The 19,407-nt window shown below is 73.0% G+C and carries 14 protein-coding genes and 1 pseudogene; 9 read left to right on the plus strand and 6 right to left on the minus strand.

The window, feature by feature from the left end:
* The first annotated feature begins 16 nt into the window (after positions 1-16).
* From R6Y94_RS39675 to R6Y94_RS39685, 3 genes are read left to right on the plus strand one after another with little or no spacing between them, the layout of a single operon-like run.
* Positions 17-334 (plus strand): DivIVA domain-containing protein, encoded by a 318-nt coding sequence (locus R6Y94_RS39675; RefSeq protein ID WP_412102987.1) that lies wholly within the window; start codon positions 17-19, stop codon positions 332-334.
* On the plus strand, positions 334-588 hold the full coding sequence (locus R6Y94_RS39680) for a hypothetical protein (protein ID WP_318402034.1): 255 nt from the start codon (positions 334-336) through the stop codon (positions 586-588). The genes R6Y94_RS39675 and R6Y94_RS39680 overlap by 1 nt, the downstream gene beginning before the upstream one ends.
* Positions 585-2,792: a hypothetical protein gene (locus tag R6Y94_RS39685; RefSeq protein WP_318402036.1), complete on the plus strand. Its 2,208-nt coding sequence runs from the start codon at positions 585-587 to the stop codon at positions 2,790-2,792. Before R6Y94_RS39680 ends, R6Y94_RS39685 begins: the two co-directional genes overlap by 4 nt.
* 66 nt (positions 2,793-2,858) lie before the next feature.
* Here the strand turns inward: R6Y94_RS39685 and R6Y94_RS39690 are convergent, their stop codons facing one another.
* From R6Y94_RS39690 to R6Y94_RS39710, 5 genes are read right to left on the minus strand one after another with little or no spacing between them, the layout of a single operon-like run.
* The gene (locus tag R6Y94_RS39690) at positions 2,859-4,169 is read right to left on the minus strand and encodes a DUF58 domain-containing protein (RefSeq protein WP_318402038.1); all 1,311 of its coding nucleotides are present in this window, start codon (positions 4,167-4,169) and stop codon (positions 2,859-2,861) included.
* Complete coding sequence (locus R6Y94_RS39695) at positions 4,166-5,146, minus strand: MoxR family ATPase (RefSeq protein ID WP_318402106.1); 981 nt, start codon at positions 5,144-5,146, stop codon at positions 4,166-4,168. The genes R6Y94_RS39690 and R6Y94_RS39695 overlap by 4 nt, the downstream gene beginning before the upstream one ends.
* 50 nt (positions 5,147-5,196) lie before the next feature.
* Entirely contained in the window at positions 5,197-6,681 is a 1,485-nt protein-coding gene (locus R6Y94_RS39700) for a DUF4350 domain-containing protein (protein ID WP_318402039.1), read from the minus strand.
* Positions 6,678-7,379, minus strand: coding sequence for a DUF4129 domain-containing protein (locus tag R6Y94_RS39705; RefSeq protein ID WP_318402041.1), 702 nt, complete (start codon positions 7,377-7,379; stop codon positions 6,678-6,680). The genes R6Y94_RS39700 and R6Y94_RS39705 overlap by 4 nt, the downstream gene beginning before the upstream one ends.
* The gene (locus R6Y94_RS39710; RefSeq protein ID WP_318402043.1) at positions 7,376-8,221 is read right to left on the minus strand and encodes a hypothetical protein; all 846 of its coding nucleotides are present in this window, start codon (positions 8,219-8,221) and stop codon (positions 7,376-7,378) included. The genes R6Y94_RS39705 and R6Y94_RS39710 overlap by 4 nt, the downstream gene beginning before the upstream one ends.
* 272 nt (positions 8,222-8,493) lie before the next feature.
* Here R6Y94_RS39710 and mtrA point away from each other — a divergent pair, with 272 nt between their 5' ends.
* The 5 genes and pseudogenes from mtrA (at position 8,494) to hpf (ending at position 14,726) form a co-directional block, all read left to right on the plus strand.
* The gene (gene mtrA, locus R6Y94_RS39715) at positions 8,494-9,183 is read left to right on the plus strand and encodes an MtrAB system response regulator MtrA (protein ID WP_101369873.1); all 690 of its coding nucleotides are present in this window, start codon (positions 8,494-8,496) and stop codon (positions 9,181-9,183) included.
* A gap of 25 nt (positions 9,184-9,208) precedes the next feature.
* Positions 9,209-10,951 (plus strand): annotated as a pseudogene (gene mtrB, locus R6Y94_RS39720) (MtrAB system histidine kinase MtrB); the annotation flags it as partial.
* Between the two features lie 214 nt (positions 10,952-11,165).
* Positions 11,166-12,983 carry an LpqB family beta-propeller domain-containing protein gene (locus tag R6Y94_RS39725; protein ID WP_318402045.1) on the plus strand — a complete coding sequence of 606 codons (1,818 nt, stop codon included), beginning with the start codon at positions 11,166-11,168 and terminating at the stop codon, positions 12,981-12,983.
* 20 nt (positions 12,984-13,003) lie between these two features.
* Positions 13,004-13,714: a ComF family protein gene (locus R6Y94_RS39730; RefSeq protein ID WP_318402107.1), complete on the plus strand. Its 711-nt coding sequence runs from the start codon at positions 13,004-13,006 to the stop codon at positions 13,712-13,714.
* 358 nt (positions 13,715-14,072) lie between these two features.
* Complete coding sequence (gene hpf, locus R6Y94_RS39735) at positions 14,073-14,726, plus strand: ribosome hibernation-promoting factor, HPF/YfiA family (protein WP_318402047.1); 654 nt, start codon at positions 14,073-14,075, stop codon at positions 14,724-14,726.
* A gap of 160 nt (positions 14,727-14,886) precedes the next feature.
* Here the strand turns inward: hpf and R6Y94_RS39740 are convergent, their stop codons facing one another.
* Positions 14,887-16,128 carry a GNAT family N-acetyltransferase gene (locus tag R6Y94_RS39740; RefSeq protein WP_318402048.1) on the minus strand — a complete coding sequence of 414 codons (1,242 nt, stop codon included), beginning with the start codon at positions 16,126-16,128 and terminating at the stop codon, positions 14,887-14,889.
* A 171-nt stretch (positions 16,129-16,299) separates the two neighbouring features.
* Between R6Y94_RS39740 and secA the strand changes: the two genes are divergently transcribed.
* Positions 16,300-19,158, plus strand: coding sequence for a preprotein translocase subunit SecA (gene secA, locus R6Y94_RS39745; RefSeq protein ID WP_318402050.1), 2,859 nt, complete (start codon positions 16,300-16,302; stop codon positions 19,156-19,158).
* The last annotated feature ends 249 nt before the right edge of the window (positions 19,159-19,407 follow it).

Raw genomic sequence — 19,407 nt, forward strand, 5'->3', positions numbered from 1 at the left:
AAAGGTTGGTGGTGTCGTGTGGGTTCTCCCTCGGCGGCTGTTCCGGCGTGACCGGAGGCCGCCCCGGCGACTCGGCCGGTCGTACCGGTCGGCGGCGTATCGGCCGCTCCTGCCGTCGCAGGTCAGGTTGCGCCGGTTCACCCCGGTCGGCTTGACCGGGCGGGGAGTCGACCCGGTCGAGGTGACAGCCTTCCTCGACCAGGTCGCCAGTGACCTGGCCAGGGCCTACAACGAACTGGCGACCGTGCGGGAGCAGAATGCCCGGATCAAGGACGCGTTGCGGCGGTGGCAGTCCCGGCAGGTGACGACGGCCCACGAGCTGGCGGATCGCTGATGGCCGATCGTTACGTCGTACACGTGCCCTTCACGGCGCCGGACCCGGACGCTGCCCGGCAGGCGGCCCGGATGCTGGCCCGGACTCTCGGCCGGCTGCCGCAGGTCGACCAGGCCGAGGCGACCGTCTCGGCCGAGGACGACCAGGCGGTGCAGTCCCGGCTCTTCTGCGACCGGCTCCTCGCCGCCGGCAGGCGCTGTGCGCTGCGCGCCGAACACGAGGTGCCGTGCGCGGGTGTGGAGCTGGACCGATGACCGGGGAGGTCGATCGCGACGCCGGAACCGGGTCTCCCGATCCCGACAGCGGTCCGCCGGTGTTGGACTGCCCCGCCTGTGACCGGCTCACCTTCACCCTCGCCGCCTGCCCCTGCACCAGCGGCGGTGACCGGATGCTCGTTGACGTCGGGCAGTGGGGGAACGGGGAGGCATACAGGGACTGCCAGCTCTGTCAGGGAGTCGGCACAATGCCGCAACCCTGCCACCGCTGCCGGCAGGCCGGGCGGCTGCGCGCCCAACTCGTCCTGACCATGGCGAATGTCGACACCGGGGCGGTGGCCTCGGCGAACGTCGTACCCGGAGTGGTGGAACCGGCGCGGTGGCCGGGCGACGGCGGAAGCTGGCATCTGCCGCTGACGTCGCTGCTGCGCGAACTGGCTGCCGCCGTCGGCGCCGGCTCCTGGACCGAGGCGCGCAACCCGCCCGGGTCCCCGGACGGGCCGCTGCTGCTGCCGTCCCGCTGGCGCCCGGACCTGCCGCCGGAGACCCGGGCCGCGCTGGAGGCGGAGGCGATCGCGTCGCACTGTCACGACGCCTGGCAGTTTTTCCTCGGCCGCACCGTCGCCGAGTCACCGCCCGAGCCCGCCCGCGACCTGGCCCGGCGCTGCCGGCTCGCCGACCTGCTCCGCCTCGACCTGGTGCTGGAGGCCCGCCGCCGCCACGCCGCCGCCGACCTCACCTGGCATCTCCGCTACGAGGTGCCGGGCGGGCCGGTCCCGACCGGCGGGTGCGGCGGCGCAGACGATCTGGCCGGGGCGATCGTCGCCACCGGCGACCTCGACGCGTTCTACGACCTTCAGGCGCGCGGCCGGACCGCCCCGGCCCACCACGTCACCGTTGGCGACCGGCCGCCGGCCGACCCCCCAGCCGTCGACCTGGACCAGATCGAACGGCGGATGCTCGCCGACTGCACCGACCTGCACACCGGCGCCCCGACCGCCGGGGCGCAAGCCATCTGGCGGGATGGCCGCTGGTGGCACACCAGTCTGCGGATCACCGACACCGCCGAGATGTTCAGCGAACGGGACACCGGGCAGATCTACCGCTACGAGACCAGCATTCTGCGGCGCGGTTGGCAGCCGCCGGCACCGTCGTGGCAGGGATCACCCGTCCCGTACGTCGACTGCCCCAACTGCGATCCGCACAGTCGGCTCCGCCGCTGCGACTGTGTCCTGTTCACCGGGCGGGCCGACCCGGACTGCCCGAAGTGCTCCGGCGCCGGTCGCAGCCCGTCGGCGCTGCCCTGTGACACCTGCCGGGACAGCCACCGCCTCTATTGGGGCCTGACCGTCACGCTCACCGACCTGGCCGGCCGGGTCGTCCACCTGCACTGGCAGGTCTACCGGCACGGCTGGCGGGCCGACGACCTCACCTGGCACGGCGACGAGCACGCCTGGCGGGCCGGTGAGCAGGGCTGGCGTGCCGGCGGCCAGCTCTCGGCGCCGCACGTGGCGGCCCAACCCGGCGGGAAGCCGGTGCACCAGCTCCCCGACCCGTTCCGGCTGGCGACCTGGGCCGGCTTCTTCGGGGTACGTCCGGACGACCTCACCGAACTCGACGGTGGCGGCGAAGTCCACCACGACCTGCGCAAGGGCATCGTTACCCTGCCGCACCCCGACGCCGACCCGCTCACCGAATACCTGCACCAGGCGTCCCGGGGCCAGCCCGGCGCCCGGCTGTTCGTGCTGGCCCGCCGGCCCGACGTGCCATCCCTGGCCCACCTGGTCCGGCTCGTCCTCGGACTACGCCTCACCGTCACGGTCACCCTCGTCGACCACATCGACAATGCCGGAGACCTCCGGCTCGTCCAGGGCGAAGGCTGGGACGTCGACGTCGAGCCGCCGGGGCTGCCGGTCGCCCCGGACACGCTGCCCGCCCGGCCCACCCCAGAGGCCGCCATCGCCCGCTGCCTCGAATTCCTCGACCTTGCCGTGGCCCGTCGCGTCCCCGACGACCCCACCCAGCCCATCCCGGTGCCGCAGACCCCGACCCCGTTTGTCGTCGACGATCCCGCACCGCTGATCCGCCGGCTCGCCCGGCACCACGCCGGTCAGCCGGTCGCCGTGCACTACGACGGCCGCGCCTGCCGACTCCTGCTGTGCGAGCGCGACGGCGTCCGCCAGCTCTGCACCGCGCCGACCCTCCCGGCCGCCCTCACCGCCCTCGGCATCGACGGGAGCTGATTTCGCTCCGCTTGAGAGATCCCCTGGCCGCGCCCAGGCCGTCCGGGAAAGGCGGGCCGACCTTCCTCAGAGCTGGCCGAGGGCCTTGAGCCGGAGGTAGGTGTCGGTGACCATCGGCGCCAGCCGGTCGGCCGGGGCGTCGACCACGGTCACCCCGTGCCGGGCCAGCGCCGCGCGTACCCGGTCCCGGTCGGCCAGCGCCCGCCAGGCCGCGGCCGCCGCGTACGCGTCCTGCACCGTTTCCGGGGCGCGGGTGGTGAGATCGGTCAGCATCGGGTCGTGCACCGATGCCACGATCACCCGGTGCCGGGTCGCCAGCCGGGGCAGCACCGGCAGCAGTCCCTCGCCGAGGGCGCCCGGCTCCAGGGCGGTGAAGAGCACCACCACGGAGCGTCGGCGCTCCCGCCGGAGGATCTCTCCGGCGACCAGTTCGAAGTCGGTCTCCACCAGGGCCGGCTGGAGCGGGGCGAGCGCGTCGACCATCCGGGCCAGCAGCGTCGACTGGGCGCCGCCGGTCAGCGCGAGCCGGACGGCGCTGTCCACGGCCAGCAGGTCGACCCGGTCACCGGCCCGGGCGGCCAGCGCGGCCAGCAGCAGGGCGGCGTCGATGGCGGCGTCCAGCCGGGGCTCGTCGCCGACCCGTACCGCCGAGGTGCGTCCGGTGTCGAGTACGCAGACCACCCGCCGGTCGCGCTCCGGGCGCCAGGTCCGGACCAGTACGTCGGCCCGCCGGGCACTGGCCCGCCAGTCGACCGAGCGCACGTCGTCGCCGACCACGTACTCGCGCAGGGTGTCGAACTCGGTGCCCTGGCCCCGGCCCCGGGCCACCTCGGTGCCGTCGATGACCCGCAACCGGGCCAGCTTCTCCGGCAGGTGCCGGCGGGACTCGAACCGGGGCAGCACCCGCAGGGTCCACGGTGGCGTCGCCGGCCGTTCCCTCCGCTGCCGGAACGCCAGCCCCAACGGTCCGTACGAGCGCAGGGTCAGCCGCAGCGCCGGCCGGTCGCCACGCCGGGTCGGGGTCAGCCGGCTGGGCAGTTCCACCCGGGCACCTGGCTCGACGCGTACCGTCGGGGCGCCGGGGAAGTCGAACCGGGCCCCGGCCGACGGCACCCAGGCGTCCCGGACCAGCCCGCGCAGCGGCCGGCCCGAGGTGTTGTGCAGCCGCACCGAGACGGTGGCGGTGTCGCCGAGCCGGACCCCCCGGTCACCGTCCCGGCTCGCCTCGATCGCGCCCGGCGGGGCGGCCAGCCGCCAGTCCAGTACGGTCAGCGCCAGCACCAGCCCGGACATCAGCACCACGCCCAGCCACGGCGCGGGCCAGAGCGGCAGGGTCAGCGCGCCCGCACCGAGCAGGATCGCCGCCCGTCCCGTCATCGTGGCGTCGGCACGGTGCCGAGCACCGCGTCCAGCACCGACCGGGTGGTGACGCCCTCGAGTTCGGCCTCCGGCCGCAGCCGCAGCCGGTGCCGCAGCGTCGGCCGGGCGATCGCCTTGACGTCGTCCGGGGTGACGTGGTCGCGCCCGGCCAGCCAGGCCCAGGCCTTCGCGGTGACCAGCAGCGCGATGGCGCCCCGGGGCGAGGCGCCGAGTTCCAGCGCGGGCGCCGTCCGGGTGGCCCGGCACAGGTCCACGATGTAGCCGAGCACACTCTCGGCGACGCCGACCCGGCTGACCGCCGTCCGGGCCTGCGCCAGGTCGGCCGGGCTGGCCACCGGGCGTACCCCGGCGGCGGTCAGCTCGCGCGGGTCGAAGCCGGCGTGGTGCGCCCGGAGTACGCCCAACTCCTCGTCCCGGTTCGGCAGCGGCATCGTCAGGTGCAGCAGGAACCGGTCGAGCTGCGCCTCGGGCAGCGGATAGGTGCCTTCGTACTCGACCGGGTTCTGGGTGGCGGCCACGATGAACGGGTCCGGCAGCGGGCGCCGGTTTCCCTCCACCGAGACCTGCCGCTCCTCCATCACCTCCAGCAGCGCGGCCTGGGTCTTCGGCGGCGTCCGGTTGATCTCGTCGGCGAGCAGCAGGTTGGTGAAGACCGGCCCCTCCCGGAAGGTGAAGGCGGCGGTGCGCGGGTCGAAGATGAGCGAGCCGGTGACGTCGCCGGGCATCAGGTCGGGGGTGAACTGGAGCCGCTTGGAGTCCAGGTCGAGGGCGGCCGCGATGGTCCGCACCAGCAGGGTCTTGGCCACCCCCGGTACGCCCTCCAGCAGCACGTGCCCCCGGCAGAGCAGGGCGATCACCATCCCGGTGACGACGGCGTCCTGCCCGACGACCGCCTTGGCGACCTCGGTCCGCAGCCGGTGCAGGGCGGCGCGCGCCTCGTCGGCCTCCACCGGGGTGCCGGCCTGGGCCGGCACGGGGTACGGCGCGGCGGCGTAGCGCGGGTCGGTGGTTCCGGCGGATCGGGTCACCAGGCTTCTCCTTCGCTGGGGCGGTCGTGCCGGGGCTGGCCGGGCGGGGTGGTGCCGGGGGAGGCGGCCAGGTCGTCGAGCGCCCGGGCCAGGTCGAGCAACTCCTGGTTGCTCTCCGGGGCCGGCCCGTAGAGCAGGTCGTGCACCTCGGCGGCGCCCCGACCGGTACGCGCCGCCACGGCGGCGGCCAGCTCGTCCGGCCCGGCGTCGGACGGTACGCCGCGGGACTGGGTCAGCCGGTGCAGCGCCGCCGCCCGCAACGTCCCGGCCGCCGGCCCGTACGCCCGGGCCCGCTGGTAGAGCCGGCCGCGGCCCAGCACCGTCTCGGCGGACGGGACGGTCACCGGCAGCGGCTCGGCGACCGGTGGGCCGAGCCGGCGGGCCCGCCAGAGCACCACCAGCAGCAGGGCCAGGGCAAGCTGCGCCAGCAGGGCCCAGAACCAGGGCGGGAAGGCGTCCCAGAGCGGATTGCGCCGCTCGGGCGGGGCCGCCTGGTCGTCCTGCCCGGGCCCCGGCTGCGGCCGGCCCTCGTACTCCCGGGTGCCGTCGCCCTCCTCGGGCTCGCCGTCGGAGTACGTCCCGGCGTCGTCGGGCGTCGATGTCCACGGTTCCAGTTCGCCGTCGCGGTGGTACGGCGGTGGTGGCTCCGGTCCGGCCAGGTCGAGCCAGACGACCCGGTCGTGGGTGCCGAGCAGCCCGGTGGCCAGCGCGGCGTTGCCCCGTTCGGCTATCCGGTCGTTCCGGAACGGGTCGCTGGCGCCGATCACGACGACCTCGCTGCCGCGCCGCTCCGTCCGGACCAGCCCGGCCGAGTAGCAGTAGTCGGTGCTGTCGTCCAGCTCGGGCGGGCTGGCGTACCGCTGCAGCAGTGCGGCGGCCCGCCCGGCCCTCGTTGCCTCGGGCAGTGCGCAGGGCCGGCCGTCGGCGTCGGCCTCGACCGCACCGGCGGCCCACCGCCGGCCGGCGACGGTCAGCGGCAGCTCGGCGGCGTCCAGCACCCGCTGCGGCGGGTCGACCAGCACCACCCGGGCGCGGTCGGCGGGCTCGGCGAGGTACGGCAGGTACAGCGGATGCACCAGCCCCGGCGAGGGGACGAAGAGGGTGAACCCCCGGCTGGTCGCCTGGATCAGGGCCTGGCGGGTACTGGTGAACCGTTCGACGGTGACGCCCTCGGCGCGCAGCCGGTCGGCGAGCCGGCTCCCGCCCTCGTCGTCGGCGTTGACCGGGGAGAGGAAGCCGGGTGAGCCGGGGCCGGGCTGGTCGACCGCCCGGGTGATCCCGGTGACGACGAGCAGCACGGCGACGACACCGAGCGGGATCGCGATCCGGTGCCATCGACGCCGTCGGCGGGTACGCGCCTTTCCCGGAGCCGGCGATCTGTCCGATGTGGACGCCCCGGCGCCGCGGCCCCGCTCGTCGGCCGGTGCGGGCGTTTCCGGTGCGGGCGTTTCCGGTGCGGGCGGGTCCGGGGCAGCGGTCATCTGCGGGCCGTCCCGTTCTGACTCGTCTCCCGGGCCATCGGGTCGTGGCTCATCTCCGGATGATCGCGTCCTGGCCCCTCTCCGGGCCATCCCGTCGTCGGTGCCGGACGGTCTCCGTCGGCGAGGGCCCGGCCCACGGCGAGGGTCCGGCCCAGTTCCGTGGCGAGCACGCGCATCCGGTCGTCGTGCTCGCGCCGGGCGGGACGCTCGGCGTACCAGAGGTCGGAGAAGACCCGGCCGGCCTCGGAGAGCGGGCGGTCCACCTCGGGACGCTTCCCGGCGGCCGCCGCCGCGAGTTCGGTGACGGTGAGCCCCGGCCGGTGCTCCAGCACCCCGCGGTCGACCAGTTCCCGGACCATCCCCCGGAACCGCTCGCGGGCCGCCTCGGCGTACCGGCCCTCGGCGGCCAACCGGTCGGCGAGGGCGACCAGCGTCCCGGCCGGTAGGTCCGGCAGCTCCGGATCCTCGGCCGCCGTCTCCGGTTCGGGCTCGGGGGCCGGCGCAGGACGGGGTTGCCGCCGTCGCCGCCACCGGTACAGGCGCCAGCGCGGCAGCCGGCGGGGCACCCAGGCCGGGTAGTGGAACCAGCCGAGCGCGACCAGCACGGCGGCCAGCACCAGGAGCAGCGCGACCAGGGAGAGCGGCAGGCGGTCGCCGAGCGCGGCCGTCGTCTCGGTCCACCAGCGGCTGAAGCTCACCGTCGGCCCGCCATCGGGGTGAGCACCGGCGCTCCGGTCTGGCGGGCCCGGTTGACGACGATGTCCAGCCCTTCGGTGCGGATCCTCGCCTCCAGGTAGACCACCGCGTCGACACAGGCGAGCGCGGGATAGGCGACGCTGTTGACCAGCACCCAGACCGCGATGCCGACCGGCAGTTGCCACTCCGGCGCGAGCAGTCCGGCCGAGTTCAGGCCGGTGACGGCCCCGACGGCGAGCCCGATCCGCAACAGCCACCAGACGAGATAGCCGAGCAGCCGTACCGCCGCGGCGCGGCCGCTGGTGCGCAGGGCGAGCGTGGCGGAGCGCCACAGCGCCCGGAACGGCCCGAACCGGTCCAGCACGATCGCCGGGGCCACGGAGCCGAGCAGTGCGAACCCGACCGCCCAGAGCGGCATGACCAGGGACGCGACGAACATCACCGCCCCGGCCAGCAGGGCGACGAGCAGCGTCGCCGGGAGCCGGGCACCGCCCGGGCGCAGCAGCCGGCGGACCGGGGCGGCGGGATCGAGCAGGACCGTACCGGCCGCCCGGGCGGTCAGGTTGCCGAGCAGCGCGATGATCACCCCTTCGCAGGCGGCGCCGACGGCCAGCAGGAACCAGTACGCCGGCAGCTCGTCCAGCCTCGGCAGGTAGGCGGGCGGGGTGACCTCGGCGACCAACCGCAGCGGGTGCAGCAGGAGCTGTTCCAGCGCGGCCAGCACCAGGGCGACCGGCACCAGCACCCGGGCGTGGTCGCGGAGCAGCAGGACCGCCGAGTCGATCAGCTCACCGACGGTGAGCGGCCGCAGCGGCAGTACGGCGGTCGGGCCGGCGTCGGGCAAACGTACTCCTGGCGGGCATCGGGGGAGGCGGGGGAACGCGCCGCAGCAGTCATGGTGTCACGCCGGCTCATCCCGGACGGAGCCGCTCGGCCGGTTCCCACGTCACGGTTCGGTGTGCGCCGCCGGGGGCGGATCAGCGGCGGTCCATCCCTGGTGCCAGGCGGTTGACCAGGGTAAGCTACTGCGCCTCGTGGCCAGGGAAGGGCCGGCGGTACGCCGCGCCGGGAGGCGCGGGGACCACGCCGTGGAAAAGAGGGTGGAATATTAGTGTCATGAGAGCCCGGGTACTGGTCGTCGACGATGACCCCGCGCTGGCCGAGATGCTCGGCATCGTGCTGCGTAGCGAGGGGTTCCTGCCCTCGTTCGTCGCCGACGGAGAACGGGCACTGGCCGCGTTCCGGGAGAATCGGCCCGACATCGTCCTGCTCGACCTGATGCTGCCCGGGATGAGCGGCATCGACGTGGCCCGGGCGATCCGCTCCGAGTCGGGCATCCCGATCGTGATGTTGACCGCCAAGAGCGACACCGTCGACGTGGTCCTCGGGCTGGAGTCGGGCGCGGACGACTACGTGGTCAAGCCGTTCAAGCCCAAGGAGCTGGTCGCCCGGATGCGGGCCCGGCTGCGCCGGGGCGAGGACGCCGCGCCGGAGCTGCTGACCATCGGTCCGCCCGGCAACCAGATCAACATCGACGTGCCGGCGCACACCGTCAGCCGGGACGGCGAAGAGGTCAAACTGACCCCGCTGGAGTTCGACCTGCTGGTGGCGCTGGCCCGCAAGCCGCGTCAGGTCTTCACCCGGGAGGTCCTGCTGGAGCAGGTCTGGGGCTACCGGCACGCCGCCGACACCCGGCTGGTCAACGTGCACGTCCAGCGGCTCCGCGCCAAGATCGAGCCGGATCCGGAGCGACCCGAGGTGATCCTCACGGTGCGGGGAGTCGGCTACAAGGCGGGCACCGGATAGCCTGGGGTGCACTGTGGCCCGCACCCTGACCTCCTCGTCCGCCCTCCTCGCCCGTACCGCCGCGACCGGGCGGCGGCTCCGGCGCGCCAGCTCGGCCCGGGCGGCGAGGGCGGTCACCGGCCTGCACCGCACCTGGCGGCGCTCGCTCCAGGTGCGGGTCGTCACGATCACGCTGGTGGCGTCGAGCCTGCTGGTCGGCGGGTTCGCCTATCTGGTTGCCGACAACATCACCGAGATCGTGCTGGACAACGCCACCAGCGACGTCAAGACCCGGCTCGAGGACGGCCAGGAGTACGCCTCCGAGCAGCTCAGCAACCACACCACCGTCGCCGAGCAGGGGGTGCGGGCCACCCTGGAGAACACCGTCAACTACCTGGCCGGCGGAGATCCGGCCCAGCTCGGCGGCGTGGTGGTGTCGCTGCGGGTCACCGGCGTCGCGCCGGCCACCTCGCCCCAGGTCGACATCGACGGCATCCTGACCCCGGGGCTGGAGGACGCGGTCCGGGGCGGCGACATCGCGCACCAGTTCCGCACCGGCGACCTCTTCGACAAGGGGCCGACGAAATACCTGGTCTACGGCTCGCCGGTGCCGACCCAGCTCGGTCAGGTCGAGCTCTACTACTTCGTACCGCTGACCCGGTGGGACCAGATCGCGGACGGCTCCCGGGCCACCGTGCTGGCCACCGGGTTCGCCCTGGTCGTCCTGCTCGGGCTGCTCTCCGGGCTGGTGACCCGGCTGGTGGTCAATCCGGTACGGGTCGCCGCCCGCACCGCCCAGCGGCTCTCGGCGGGGCTGCTCGACCAGCGGATGGTGGTCAACGGCGAGGACGACCTGGCGATGCTCGCCTCGTCGTTCAACCAGATGGCGACCAACCTGCAACGCCAGATCGTCCGGCTGGAGGAGATGTCCCGGCTGCAACGGCGGTTCACCTCGGACGTCTCGCACGAACTGCGTACGCCGCTCACCACCGTACGGATGGCGGCCGACCTGATCTACGCAGAGCGGGACGACTTCGACCCGGCGGTCACCCGTACCGCCGAGCTGCTGCACGCCGAGCTGGACCGGTTCGAGGACCTGCTCACCGACCTGCTGGAGATCAGCCGGTTCGACGCCGGGTTCGCCATGCTGGACGCCGAGCCCACCGACCTGGTGCCGGTGGTGCACCGGGTGGCCGACCGGCTGGAGTCGCTCGCCAGTCGCTGCGGTACGCCGCTGCGGGTCACCGTGCCGGAGACTCCGGTGATCGCCGAGGTCGACCCGCGCCGGGTGGAGCGGATCCTGCGCAACCTGGTCGGCAACGCGGTGGAGCACGGTGCCGGGAAACCGGTGGCGGTGGTGCTGGCGGCGGACGAGACCGCGGTGGCGATCACGGTCCGGGACCACGGCGTGGGGCTGAAGCCCGGCGAGGAGAAGTTGGTCTTCAACCGGTTCTGGCGGGCCGACCCGTCGCGGGCCCGGCAGACCGGTGGTACCGGGCTCGGTCTCTCCATCAGCCTGGAGGACGCCCGGCTGCACGGCGGCTGGCTGGAGGCGTGGGGCGCGCCGGGAGAGGGAGCCCAGTTCCGGCTGACCCTGCCGGCCCGGGCCGGTGACCGGCTGACCTCGTCGCCGTTGCGGCTGGTGCCGGCCGACGCGCCGCTGGGGGGTACGGACGGCCTCGGCTGGACCGTCCCGACCCCGGTCGGCGGCGCAACCGCCGCGGCGCCGCCCGGCGTGGACCGTCCCGGTGCCGCCGCCGGTCCGACCCCGGCCGACGGTCCGGTCGCGCCGGCGAACGGCCCGGTCGTGCCCGCTCAGGGTCCGGTCCTGCTCGCGGGCGGGCCGGTCGTGTCGGGCGAGGGTCCGGGTGCGTCGGATGACGGGGCGACGGGTCCTCCCGGCGGGCCGGCCGGGGCGGCGGCCCCGGACGAGGCCGTCGATCCGGTACCGGGCGGGCTGGCCGGTCCGAGGACCCCGGCCGACGCCGAGCGGAGGTGACCAGATGAGCCGGCGCGGCATCGCGCTCGGGGCCGTGGTGGTGCTGCTCTCCGGGCTGGCCGCCTGTGGTATCCCGGGCGAGAGCGACGTGCGGATCGACGGCAGGGGGCCGGTGGCCGACACCGCTCCGGCGGACCACCCGGCGGCGCGGCCGCCCGACCGTACCGCGAGCGGCAGCGACCCGGAGGCGTTCGCCAAGAACTTCCTCACCGCTGCGGCCGGCGAGCCGGGCGAGGCGTACCAGCGGGTCAACGAGTACATCCGGGACGGCGCGCAGTTCGAGCCGGACGACAAGGGCGACGTCAACGTCGTCCGGGTCGACGTCGACGGTGGCGGGATCGAGGTCACCCAGGACAAGGACGGCACCAGTCTGGTGACGGTCGAGGTCCAGCAGATCGGAGTGCTCCGGGCCAACGGCTCGATCGGCGAGCCGGTGCAGCGTGACACGGAGTATTCCTTCAAGATCGGTGCCGCGCCGACCGACCCGGGGACGGGCGGCGGGCTGTGGGTGCTCGACCCACCGTCCGTGCTGCTGATGATCGATGATGCCCTACGGGACTACTACGAGGAACACACCATCTACTTCTGGAACGCCGACTACACCTCCCTGGTGCCGGACCTGCGCTACCTGCCGCGTACGGTGCCGGTGCAGCGGCGCGCCACCGAGGTACTCAACTGGCTGATCGGTGGCCCGGCGGAGTGGCTCAAGTCGGCCGTCGCGCTGCCCGAGGGCACCAGTTCGGTGGGTAACGTGCCGGCGCCGCCGGAGGAGGGGGGCCGGCTGGAGATCAACCTCGCGGTCAAGGCCGGCGCGCTGGAGACCAAGCTCGACCTGGAGAAGCTCTTCACCCAGATCGTCTGGTCCCTGCAGAAGAACCAGTTGCTCGACAACGAGCTGGAACTGAAGATCCAGAACCAGTCCAAGATGATCGAGGTCGCCGCCGACTACCGGCGGGACCACCCGCTCTACCAGCTCGATGGTGCCGCCGCCCGGTACGGCGTGTTCGCCGGCCGGATCTATCCGTTGACCAGCCCGGGCGAACCGAAGCCGGTGCCGATTCCCGCCCCGGAAAACCACGACGTCGTCACCGCCGGGGTCAGCCGCAACGGCGACGACATCGCGGTCGCACTGGTTGTCCGGGACGGCCAGTCCTTCCGGCTGCGTACCGGCATCGGTCCGGGGGTGGCGACCAGCCTGCTGACCAGCCAGGAGAAGTACGACGACCTCAGCCGTCCGGTCTGGCTGAAGGAGGCGGGGATCGGCGGACCGATCGGGTTGGTCGTCGCGCAGGGCAAGCTCCACACCTTCACCGCCGGAAATCCCCGACTGACCCGGGTCTCCTTCTCCGGTGCGGATTTCGGCGCGACGGCGGTGGCGGCGTCGATGGACGGCAACCGGATCGCCTTCGTCTCCGGCGGCCGGCTCTACGTCGCCGGGGTACGCCCGGTCGACGGTGGGTTGAACGTCGAGCCGGCCCGCCAGGTGGCCACCTCGCTGCACTCGCTGAGCGCGGTGGACTGGTTCGGCGAGAACCTGCTCGTGGTGGCCGGGGTGGACAGCGAGGACGCCAAGGCGATCAACCGGATCAACGTGGACGGCGCGGTGGAGTCGCGGCAGATCAGGTACGTCAGCGCCGCCCCCGTCGAGGCGCTGGCCGCCGACCCCACCGCCCTGGAGGCACCGCCGCTACCCCTGACGTACGAGGCGAACGAGGTCGCCTTCGTCTCCGACACGATCATCACCCGAAGCCAGATCGCGCCCGGTGCGGGCGAGCCGCCGCCCAACGTGAACTCGGCCACCGCGTCCTTCTACCTCTACTGACCTGTCCGGGGGCGCGCGTGGTGCTGGCGGGGGTCTGGGCCGAGCTGACCGATCTGGTGCTGCCGGCCGAGTGCGCGGGCTGCCGTGCCGAGCGGCTGCCGCTGCGCCAAGGCGCCTGCCCGGCCTGTGCCGCCGCCCTGCGGGCACTGCGTCCGACCCGGGTACGCCCCACCCCGGCACCGCCGGACCTGCCGGACTGCGTGGCACTCGGCAGCTACCAGGGCGCGCTGCGGGAGTCGCTGCTCGGGTACAAGGAACGGGGTCGGCACGGCCTGGCCCGGCCGCTGGGCAGGCTGCTCGCGGAGGTGGTGGCGGAGGCAGTCGGCGAGCGCCGGCCGGTGCTGCTGGTGCCGGTGCCGACGACCGCGCGGGCGGTACGGGCCCGGCACGGCGACCATCTGCGCCGGCTGGCCCGGCACTGCGCCGCCCGGCTGCGGGCCGCCGGCTGGCCGGTCGCGACGGCTCAGCCGCTGCGTGCGGTGCCCCGGCCCGACTCCGCGACGCTGGACAGCGCTGGCCGGGCCGCGGCAGCCCGGGACGCGTTCCGGCTTCGGGCCGGCCGGTCGCGGGCGGTCCGCCGGATCGCCGCCGGCCGGGCGGTGGTGCTGCTGGACGACATCGTGACCACCGGGGTCACGCTGGCCGCGGTGGCCAGACGGCTGGAGAGCGCCGGCATTCCGGTGTACGCGGCGGCGGTGCTGGCCGCCACCGTCCGGCGCGGACACGGATAACTGAATCTTTTTCATCCTGGACCGCGCGGCGCTCACGAACCCGCGCCCGATCCTGCGGTCCGGCGGACCGCAGGGGAGGTTGAAAAAGGTTCACTCTGCGTGCCACTACATTCACTCCGTCGTGCACAGCCTGCAAATCTTCTCGAATTGGTCTTGGTGACCGGGGTGACTGACGCGTCGATTGGGGTTAGCGTCTTATTTACCGGGGGTATGAAGGGTGTTCCACCGCCCCGCGGACGCACGTGGAGGGAGGCATCGCCGTTGTTCTCGATCCGGTCAAGCCGAATGGACACTCCAGGGGCGGGCTGACCGGGATTTTTGTTTCCGCAGACTCTCCGATGGCGCAGGGAGGTCACGCATGGATCTCGTGGTCAAGGGTCGAAACGTCGAGGTGCCGGATCATTACCGAGTGCACGTAGCCGAGAAGCTCACCAAGATCGAGCGCTACGACCACAAGCTTATTCGGATCGACGTGGAACTCTTTCACGAACGCAATCCGCGACAGTCCGATCACTGCCAGCGAATAGAGATTACCTGCATCTCCCGGGGACCCGTGGTCCGTGCGGAGGCGTGCGCGAAGGACTTCTACAGTGCCCTCGACGCGGCGATCTCGAAGCTCGACACGAGACTGCGCCGGGCCGCCGACCGGCGTCGCGTACACCGTGGCCGGCATGCCCCGGTCTCCGTCGCCGCCGCCACCGCCCGGCTGCCGGTCGTCGATGCCGGCGACTCGGCGCTGGCCACCCTCACCGCCCCCGCACCCGTGAGGTCGAACGGCAACCGCCGTGCGGTTTCCGAACCTGAGTTCGACGAGTACGACGACGCGCAGCCCTGGCACATCGCCCGGGAGAAGCTGCACCCGGCTGAGCCGATGACGGTCGACGACGCGCTGTTCCAGATGGAACTCGTCGGCCACGACTTCTACCTGTTCCTGGACAAGGAGTCCAGCCGCCCCAGCGTCGTCTACCGGCGCAAGGGCTACGACTACGGCATCATCGCCCTGGCCGGCTGATCCCCTGCGGTGTCCCACCGGACCCGGGACGCCCCCGGGGCCGGTGGGTACGACCGTGCCCGCCCGGTCCGCCTTCGGCGTCGACCGCCGAGCGCGATGCCGTCGCACGGGCGTGCCGGCCGGACCGTCGCACGGGCGTGCCGGCCCGCCGGCCCGCCGGTCAGCCGTCGACTCTGGGTCGCTCGGGGTCTGCGGAGAGCCCGAGGTCGGCGGGGAGCAGGGCGCCGATCCAGGCGTCGACCCGGTTGCCCCGGTGGTTGAGGGCGTGCCGTGCGGTGCCCTCGAAGGTGAAGCCGGCCTTCTCCACGGCCCGGCGCGAGGCGGTGTTGCCCACGTTGGCCCGCCACTCGATCCTGGCCAGGTTCAGGGTGGTGAAACCCCAGGCGGAGACGGCCGCGATCGCCGCCGGGCAGTAGCCACGGCCGCGCACCCGCGGGGCGACCAGGTAACCCAGGTCACCGACCAGGGGATCGGCCGGGGAGATCCGCAGTTCCATCACCCCGGCGTACCGGTCGGACCCGTCGGCGATCGCGAAGACCGCGCCGGTGCCCCGACGCCAGACCGTCGGGCCGTGCTCGTGCACGAAGAACTCCGCGTCCGACCGCTGGTACGGGTCCGGCACGGTGGTCCAGCGGATGCTCTCGGGGTCGCGGCAGGCGTGCACGATCGCGTCCAGGTCGGGCTCGTGCAGCGGGCGGAGCCGCAGTTCCGTACCATCGGCGGCCCGGGCGAAGAGCACCGGTTGGGGCGCGGCGAAGACGGCCGCCCGGCGTGCCTGGAGCGAGCCGCTGCCGGCCGGGCCGCCCGCCGGTCGCCCGTCGTCCGGCTGGTCCGGGTCGGTGCCGGCCAGGTCGTCGGGCAACAGCGAGCCGATCCAGCCATCCCGGGTACCGCGCCGATGCGGGTCGGCGAGCCGGAGCCGTCCGTCGACCTGGAAACCGGCCCGCAGCGCGACCAGCCGGGACGCCTGGTTGCCGACCTCGGCCTGCCAGATGATCCGGCGTAGCCCCAACTCCGCGAAGGCCCACCGGCTGACCGCACGGGTGGCCCGGACGGCCACGGCCCGGCCCCGGGCCCAGGGGGCGGTCCAGTAGCCGACCTCCCCGGACCGGAGCACCGAATCGATGGTGATCAGCCCGCAGGAGGCGAGGAGTTCGCCGGTGACACCGTCGCAGACCGCGAAGGGCGCTCCGGACCCGGTCGACCAGGCCTGCGGAGCCCGCTTGGTCACGAAGTCGATCGCGTCCTCCAGCCGGTACGGGCTGGGCACGCTGGTCCAGCGCTGGATGTCCGGATCCTGGCACGCCCGGCGTACGTCCTCGGCGTCCTCGGCCCGCCACGGCCGGAGCAGCAGCCCCGCCTCGACGATCTCGACCCCGTCCGGCCGGCTGTTCTGGTTCATCGGGTCATCGTGCCGGAGGGTTCGCCCTGGGCGTAACCGGATTTACCGGCCCTCAAGGCTGCTATCGGACAGAATGTCCGCTTCGTTGAACCGGAGGGGCGGCGCGACTGACGATTGGGCCGGTGATGCGCCTACGATGGTTCGGCAGACTGTCTAGGGGAGCGTTGATCCGTGTCGATTCTGGAAAAGGTCCTCCGCGCGGGCGAGGGGCGCATGGTGCGCCGGCTCAAGGCGATCGCCGCTGCCGTCAACTCGATCGAGGACGACTACGTCAACCTCACCGACGAGGAGCTGCGGGCGCTCACCGACCAGTTCCGGGAGCGGCTGGCCGACGGCGAAACCCTCGACGACCTGCTGCCCGAGGCGTTCGCCACGGCACGCGAGGCGGCCTCGCGGGTGCTCGGCCAGCGGCACTACGACGTGCAGGTCATGGGTGGCGCGGCGCTGCACTTCGGCAACATCGCCGAGATGAAGACCGGTGAGGGCAAGACCCTGACCTCGGTGCTGCCGGCCTACCTCAACGCGCTGTCCGGCAAGGGCGTGCACATCGTCACGGTGAACGACTACCTCGCCGAGCGGGACGCGGCCTGGATGGGGCGGGTGCACGAGTTCCTCGGCCTGAGCGTCGGGGTGATCCTGCCGAACCGGCCGGCCGCCGAGCACCGGGCCGCGTACGAGGCGGACATCACCTACGGCACCAACAACGAGTTCGGGTTCGACTACCTCCGGGACAACATGGCCTGGAGCCGGGAGGACCTGGTCCAGCGCGGGCACAACTTCGCGATCGTCGACGAGGTCGACTCGATCCTGATCGACGAGGCCCGGACGCCGCTGATCATCTCCGGCCCGGCCGAGCACTCCGCCCGGTGGTACACGGAGTTCGCCGGGGTGGTGGCCCGGCTCCAGCCCGGCAAGGACGGCGAGGGCGACTACGAGGTCGACTACGCCAAGCGGACCATCGCGGTGACCGAGCGCGGCGTCGCCAAGGTGGAGGACCGGCTCGGCATCGACAACCTCTACGAGTCGGTGAACACCCCGCTGGTCGGTTACCTGAACAACGCGATCAAAGCCAAGGAGCTCTACAAGCGCGACAAGGACTACATCGTCAACGAGGGCGAGGTCCTGATCGTCGACGAGTTCACCGGCCGCATCCTGCACGGCCGCCGCTACAACGAGGGCATGCACCAGGCGATCGAGGCCAAGGAAGGCGTCGAGATCAAGCAGGAGAACCAGACTCTTGCCACGATCACCCTGCAGAACTACTTCCGGCTCTACAACAAGCTCTCCGGCATGACCGGTACGGCCCAGACCGAGGCCGGCGAGTTCAACAAGGTCTACAAGGTCGGCGTGGTGACCATCCCGACGCACCGCCCGATGGTCCGGCTCGACCGACCGGACGTGATCTACAAGACCGAGCGGGCCAAGTTCAACGCGGTCGTCGAGGACATCGCCGAGCGGCACGCCCTCGGCCAGCCGGTGCTGGTCGGCACGGTCTCGGTGGAGAACTCCGAGGTGCTGTCCCAACTCCTGCGTCGCCGGGGTATCCCGCACGCCGTCCTCAACGCGAAGTTCCACGCCAAGGAGGCGGAGATCATCGCGCAGGCCGGGCGCAAGGGCGGGGTCACGGTGGCCACCAACATGGCCGGCCGGGGTACCGACATCCTGCTCGGCGGCAACCCCGAATACCTGGCCAACACCGAGCTGCGGCAGCGCGGGCTCGACCCGGTGGAGCACGGCGACGACTACGCCAAGGCGCTCGAGGAGATCCTTCCGCGCTGGAAGGAAGCGTGCGACGCCGAGGCCGAGGAGGTCTCCTCGGTCGGCGGCCTCTACGTGCTCGGCACCGAGCGGCACGAATCCCGGCGGATCGACAACCAGCTCCGCGGTCGGTCCGGCCGGCAGGGTGACCCGGGCGAGTCCCGGTTCTACCTCTCGTTGCAGGACGAACTGATGAAACGGTTCCGGGCCGGCGCCGTCGAGGCCGTGATGGAGCGGTTCAACATCCCGGAGGACGTCCCCATCGAGTCCAAGATGGTGACCCGGCAGATCAAGAGCGCCCAGGCCCAGATCGAGGGCCAGAACGCCGAGATCCGCAAGAACGTCCTCAAGTACGACGAGGTGATGAACAAGCAGCGCCAGGTGGTCTACGCCGAGCGCAAGCGCGTACTCAACGGCGAGGACCTGAACGACCAGATCCAGCACATGATCGAGGACGTGGTGACGGCGTACGTCACCGGGGCGACCTCGGACGGCTACGCCGAGGACTGGGATCTCGACCAGCTCTGGTCCAGCCTCAAGCAGCTCTACCCGATCGGCGTCACCATCGACGACATCGTCGAGGAGTCCGGCGGCGAGCGGAACACCCTGGACGCCGACTTCCTGCTGGAGCAGCTCAAGCAGGACGCCTTCGCGGCGTACCAGCGCCGCGAGGAGGAACTCGGCAGCGAGGCGATGCGCCAGTTGGAGCGGATGGTGCTGCTCCAGGTCATCGACCGCAAGTGGCGCGAGCACCTCTACGAGATGGACTACCTCCAGGAGGGCATCAGCCTCCGCGCCTACGCCCAGCGCGACCCGGTGGTGGAATACCAGCGCGAGGGCTTCGACATGTTCGCCACCATGATGGACGGGATCAAGGAGGAGACGGTCGGCTTCCTCTACAACCTGGAGGTCCAGGTCGAGGAGACGAAGCCGGCTCCGGCCGACTCCGGTCCGGCGCCGATGCCGATGCCGGCGGACCCGCCGGTCGAGATCCGGGCCAAGGGCCTGGGCCGGGTGCCCCGGACCCAGGGTCTCCAGTACTCGGCGCCGACCATCGACGGCGAGGCTCCGGCGACCGGTGGAGTGGCGGTCGAGCGCCCGCAGCCCCAGGCACCGGCGCTCGGCGTGGGCGGCCCGCCGCCGCCCTCGGCGTCCCGGCGGTCCGCTCAGGGCCAGGCGGTCGGTGCCAACGCTCCGTCCCGGAACGCCCCCTGCCCCTGTGGCTCGGGCCGGAAGTACAAGCGCTGCCACGGGGCGCCCGGCGCCGCCTGATCGTCCCGGTGCCCCTGACCGCCGTCCGGTGGTCGGGGGCACCGCTGTCTCCGGAACGGGCGGACGTCGACCCCGGCGGTGAACCTCGGCGCCGCACCATCGTTTGAACCCGGTCCCTGGCACCGGTCCCTGGCACCGGTCCCTGGCACCGGTCCCCGGCACCGGTCCCCGGCACCGGTCCCCGGCACCGCTCTCCGGCACCGGTCCCCGGCACCGCTCTCCGGCACCGGTGCCCGACCCGACGGGCTG

It is taken from the genome of Plantactinospora sp. KLBMP9567 (assembly GCF_033446045.1).
Lineage (GTDB): Bacteria > Actinomycetota > Actinomycetes > Mycobacteriales > Micromonosporaceae > Plantactinospora.

Bases quoted from the DNA above. Each gene is read 5' to 3' on its own strand.
- R6Y94_RS39680 (WP_318402034.1), top strand. From the start codon at position 334: ATGGCCGATCGTTACGTCGTACACGTGCCCTTCACGGCGCCGGACCCG.
- R6Y94_RS39685 (WP_318402036.1), top strand. From the start codon at position 585: ATGACCGGGGAGGTCGATCGCGACGCCGGAACCGGGTCTCCCGATCCC.
- R6Y94_RS39690 (WP_318402038.1), bottom strand. From the start codon at position 4,169: ATGACGGGACGGGCGGCGATCCTGCTCGGTGCGGGCGCGCTGACCCTG.
- R6Y94_RS39700 (WP_318402039.1), bottom strand. From the start codon at position 6,681: ATGACCGCTGCCCCGGACCCGCCCGCACCGGAAACGCCCGCACCGGAA.
- mtrA (WP_101369873.1), top strand. From the start codon at position 8,494: ATGAGAGCCCGGGTACTGGTCGTCGACGATGACCCCGCGCTGGCCGAG.
- R6Y94_RS39725 (WP_318402045.1), top strand. From the start codon at position 11,166: ATGAGCCGGCGCGGCATCGCGCTCGGGGCCGTGGTGGTGCTGCTCTCC.
- hpf (WP_318402047.1), top strand. From the start codon at position 14,073: ATGGATCTCGTGGTCAAGGGTCGAAACGTCGAGGTGCCGGATCATTAC.
- R6Y94_RS39740 (WP_318402048.1), bottom strand. From the start codon at position 16,128: ATGAACCAGAACAGCCGGCCGGACGGGGTCGAGATCGTCGAGGCGGGG.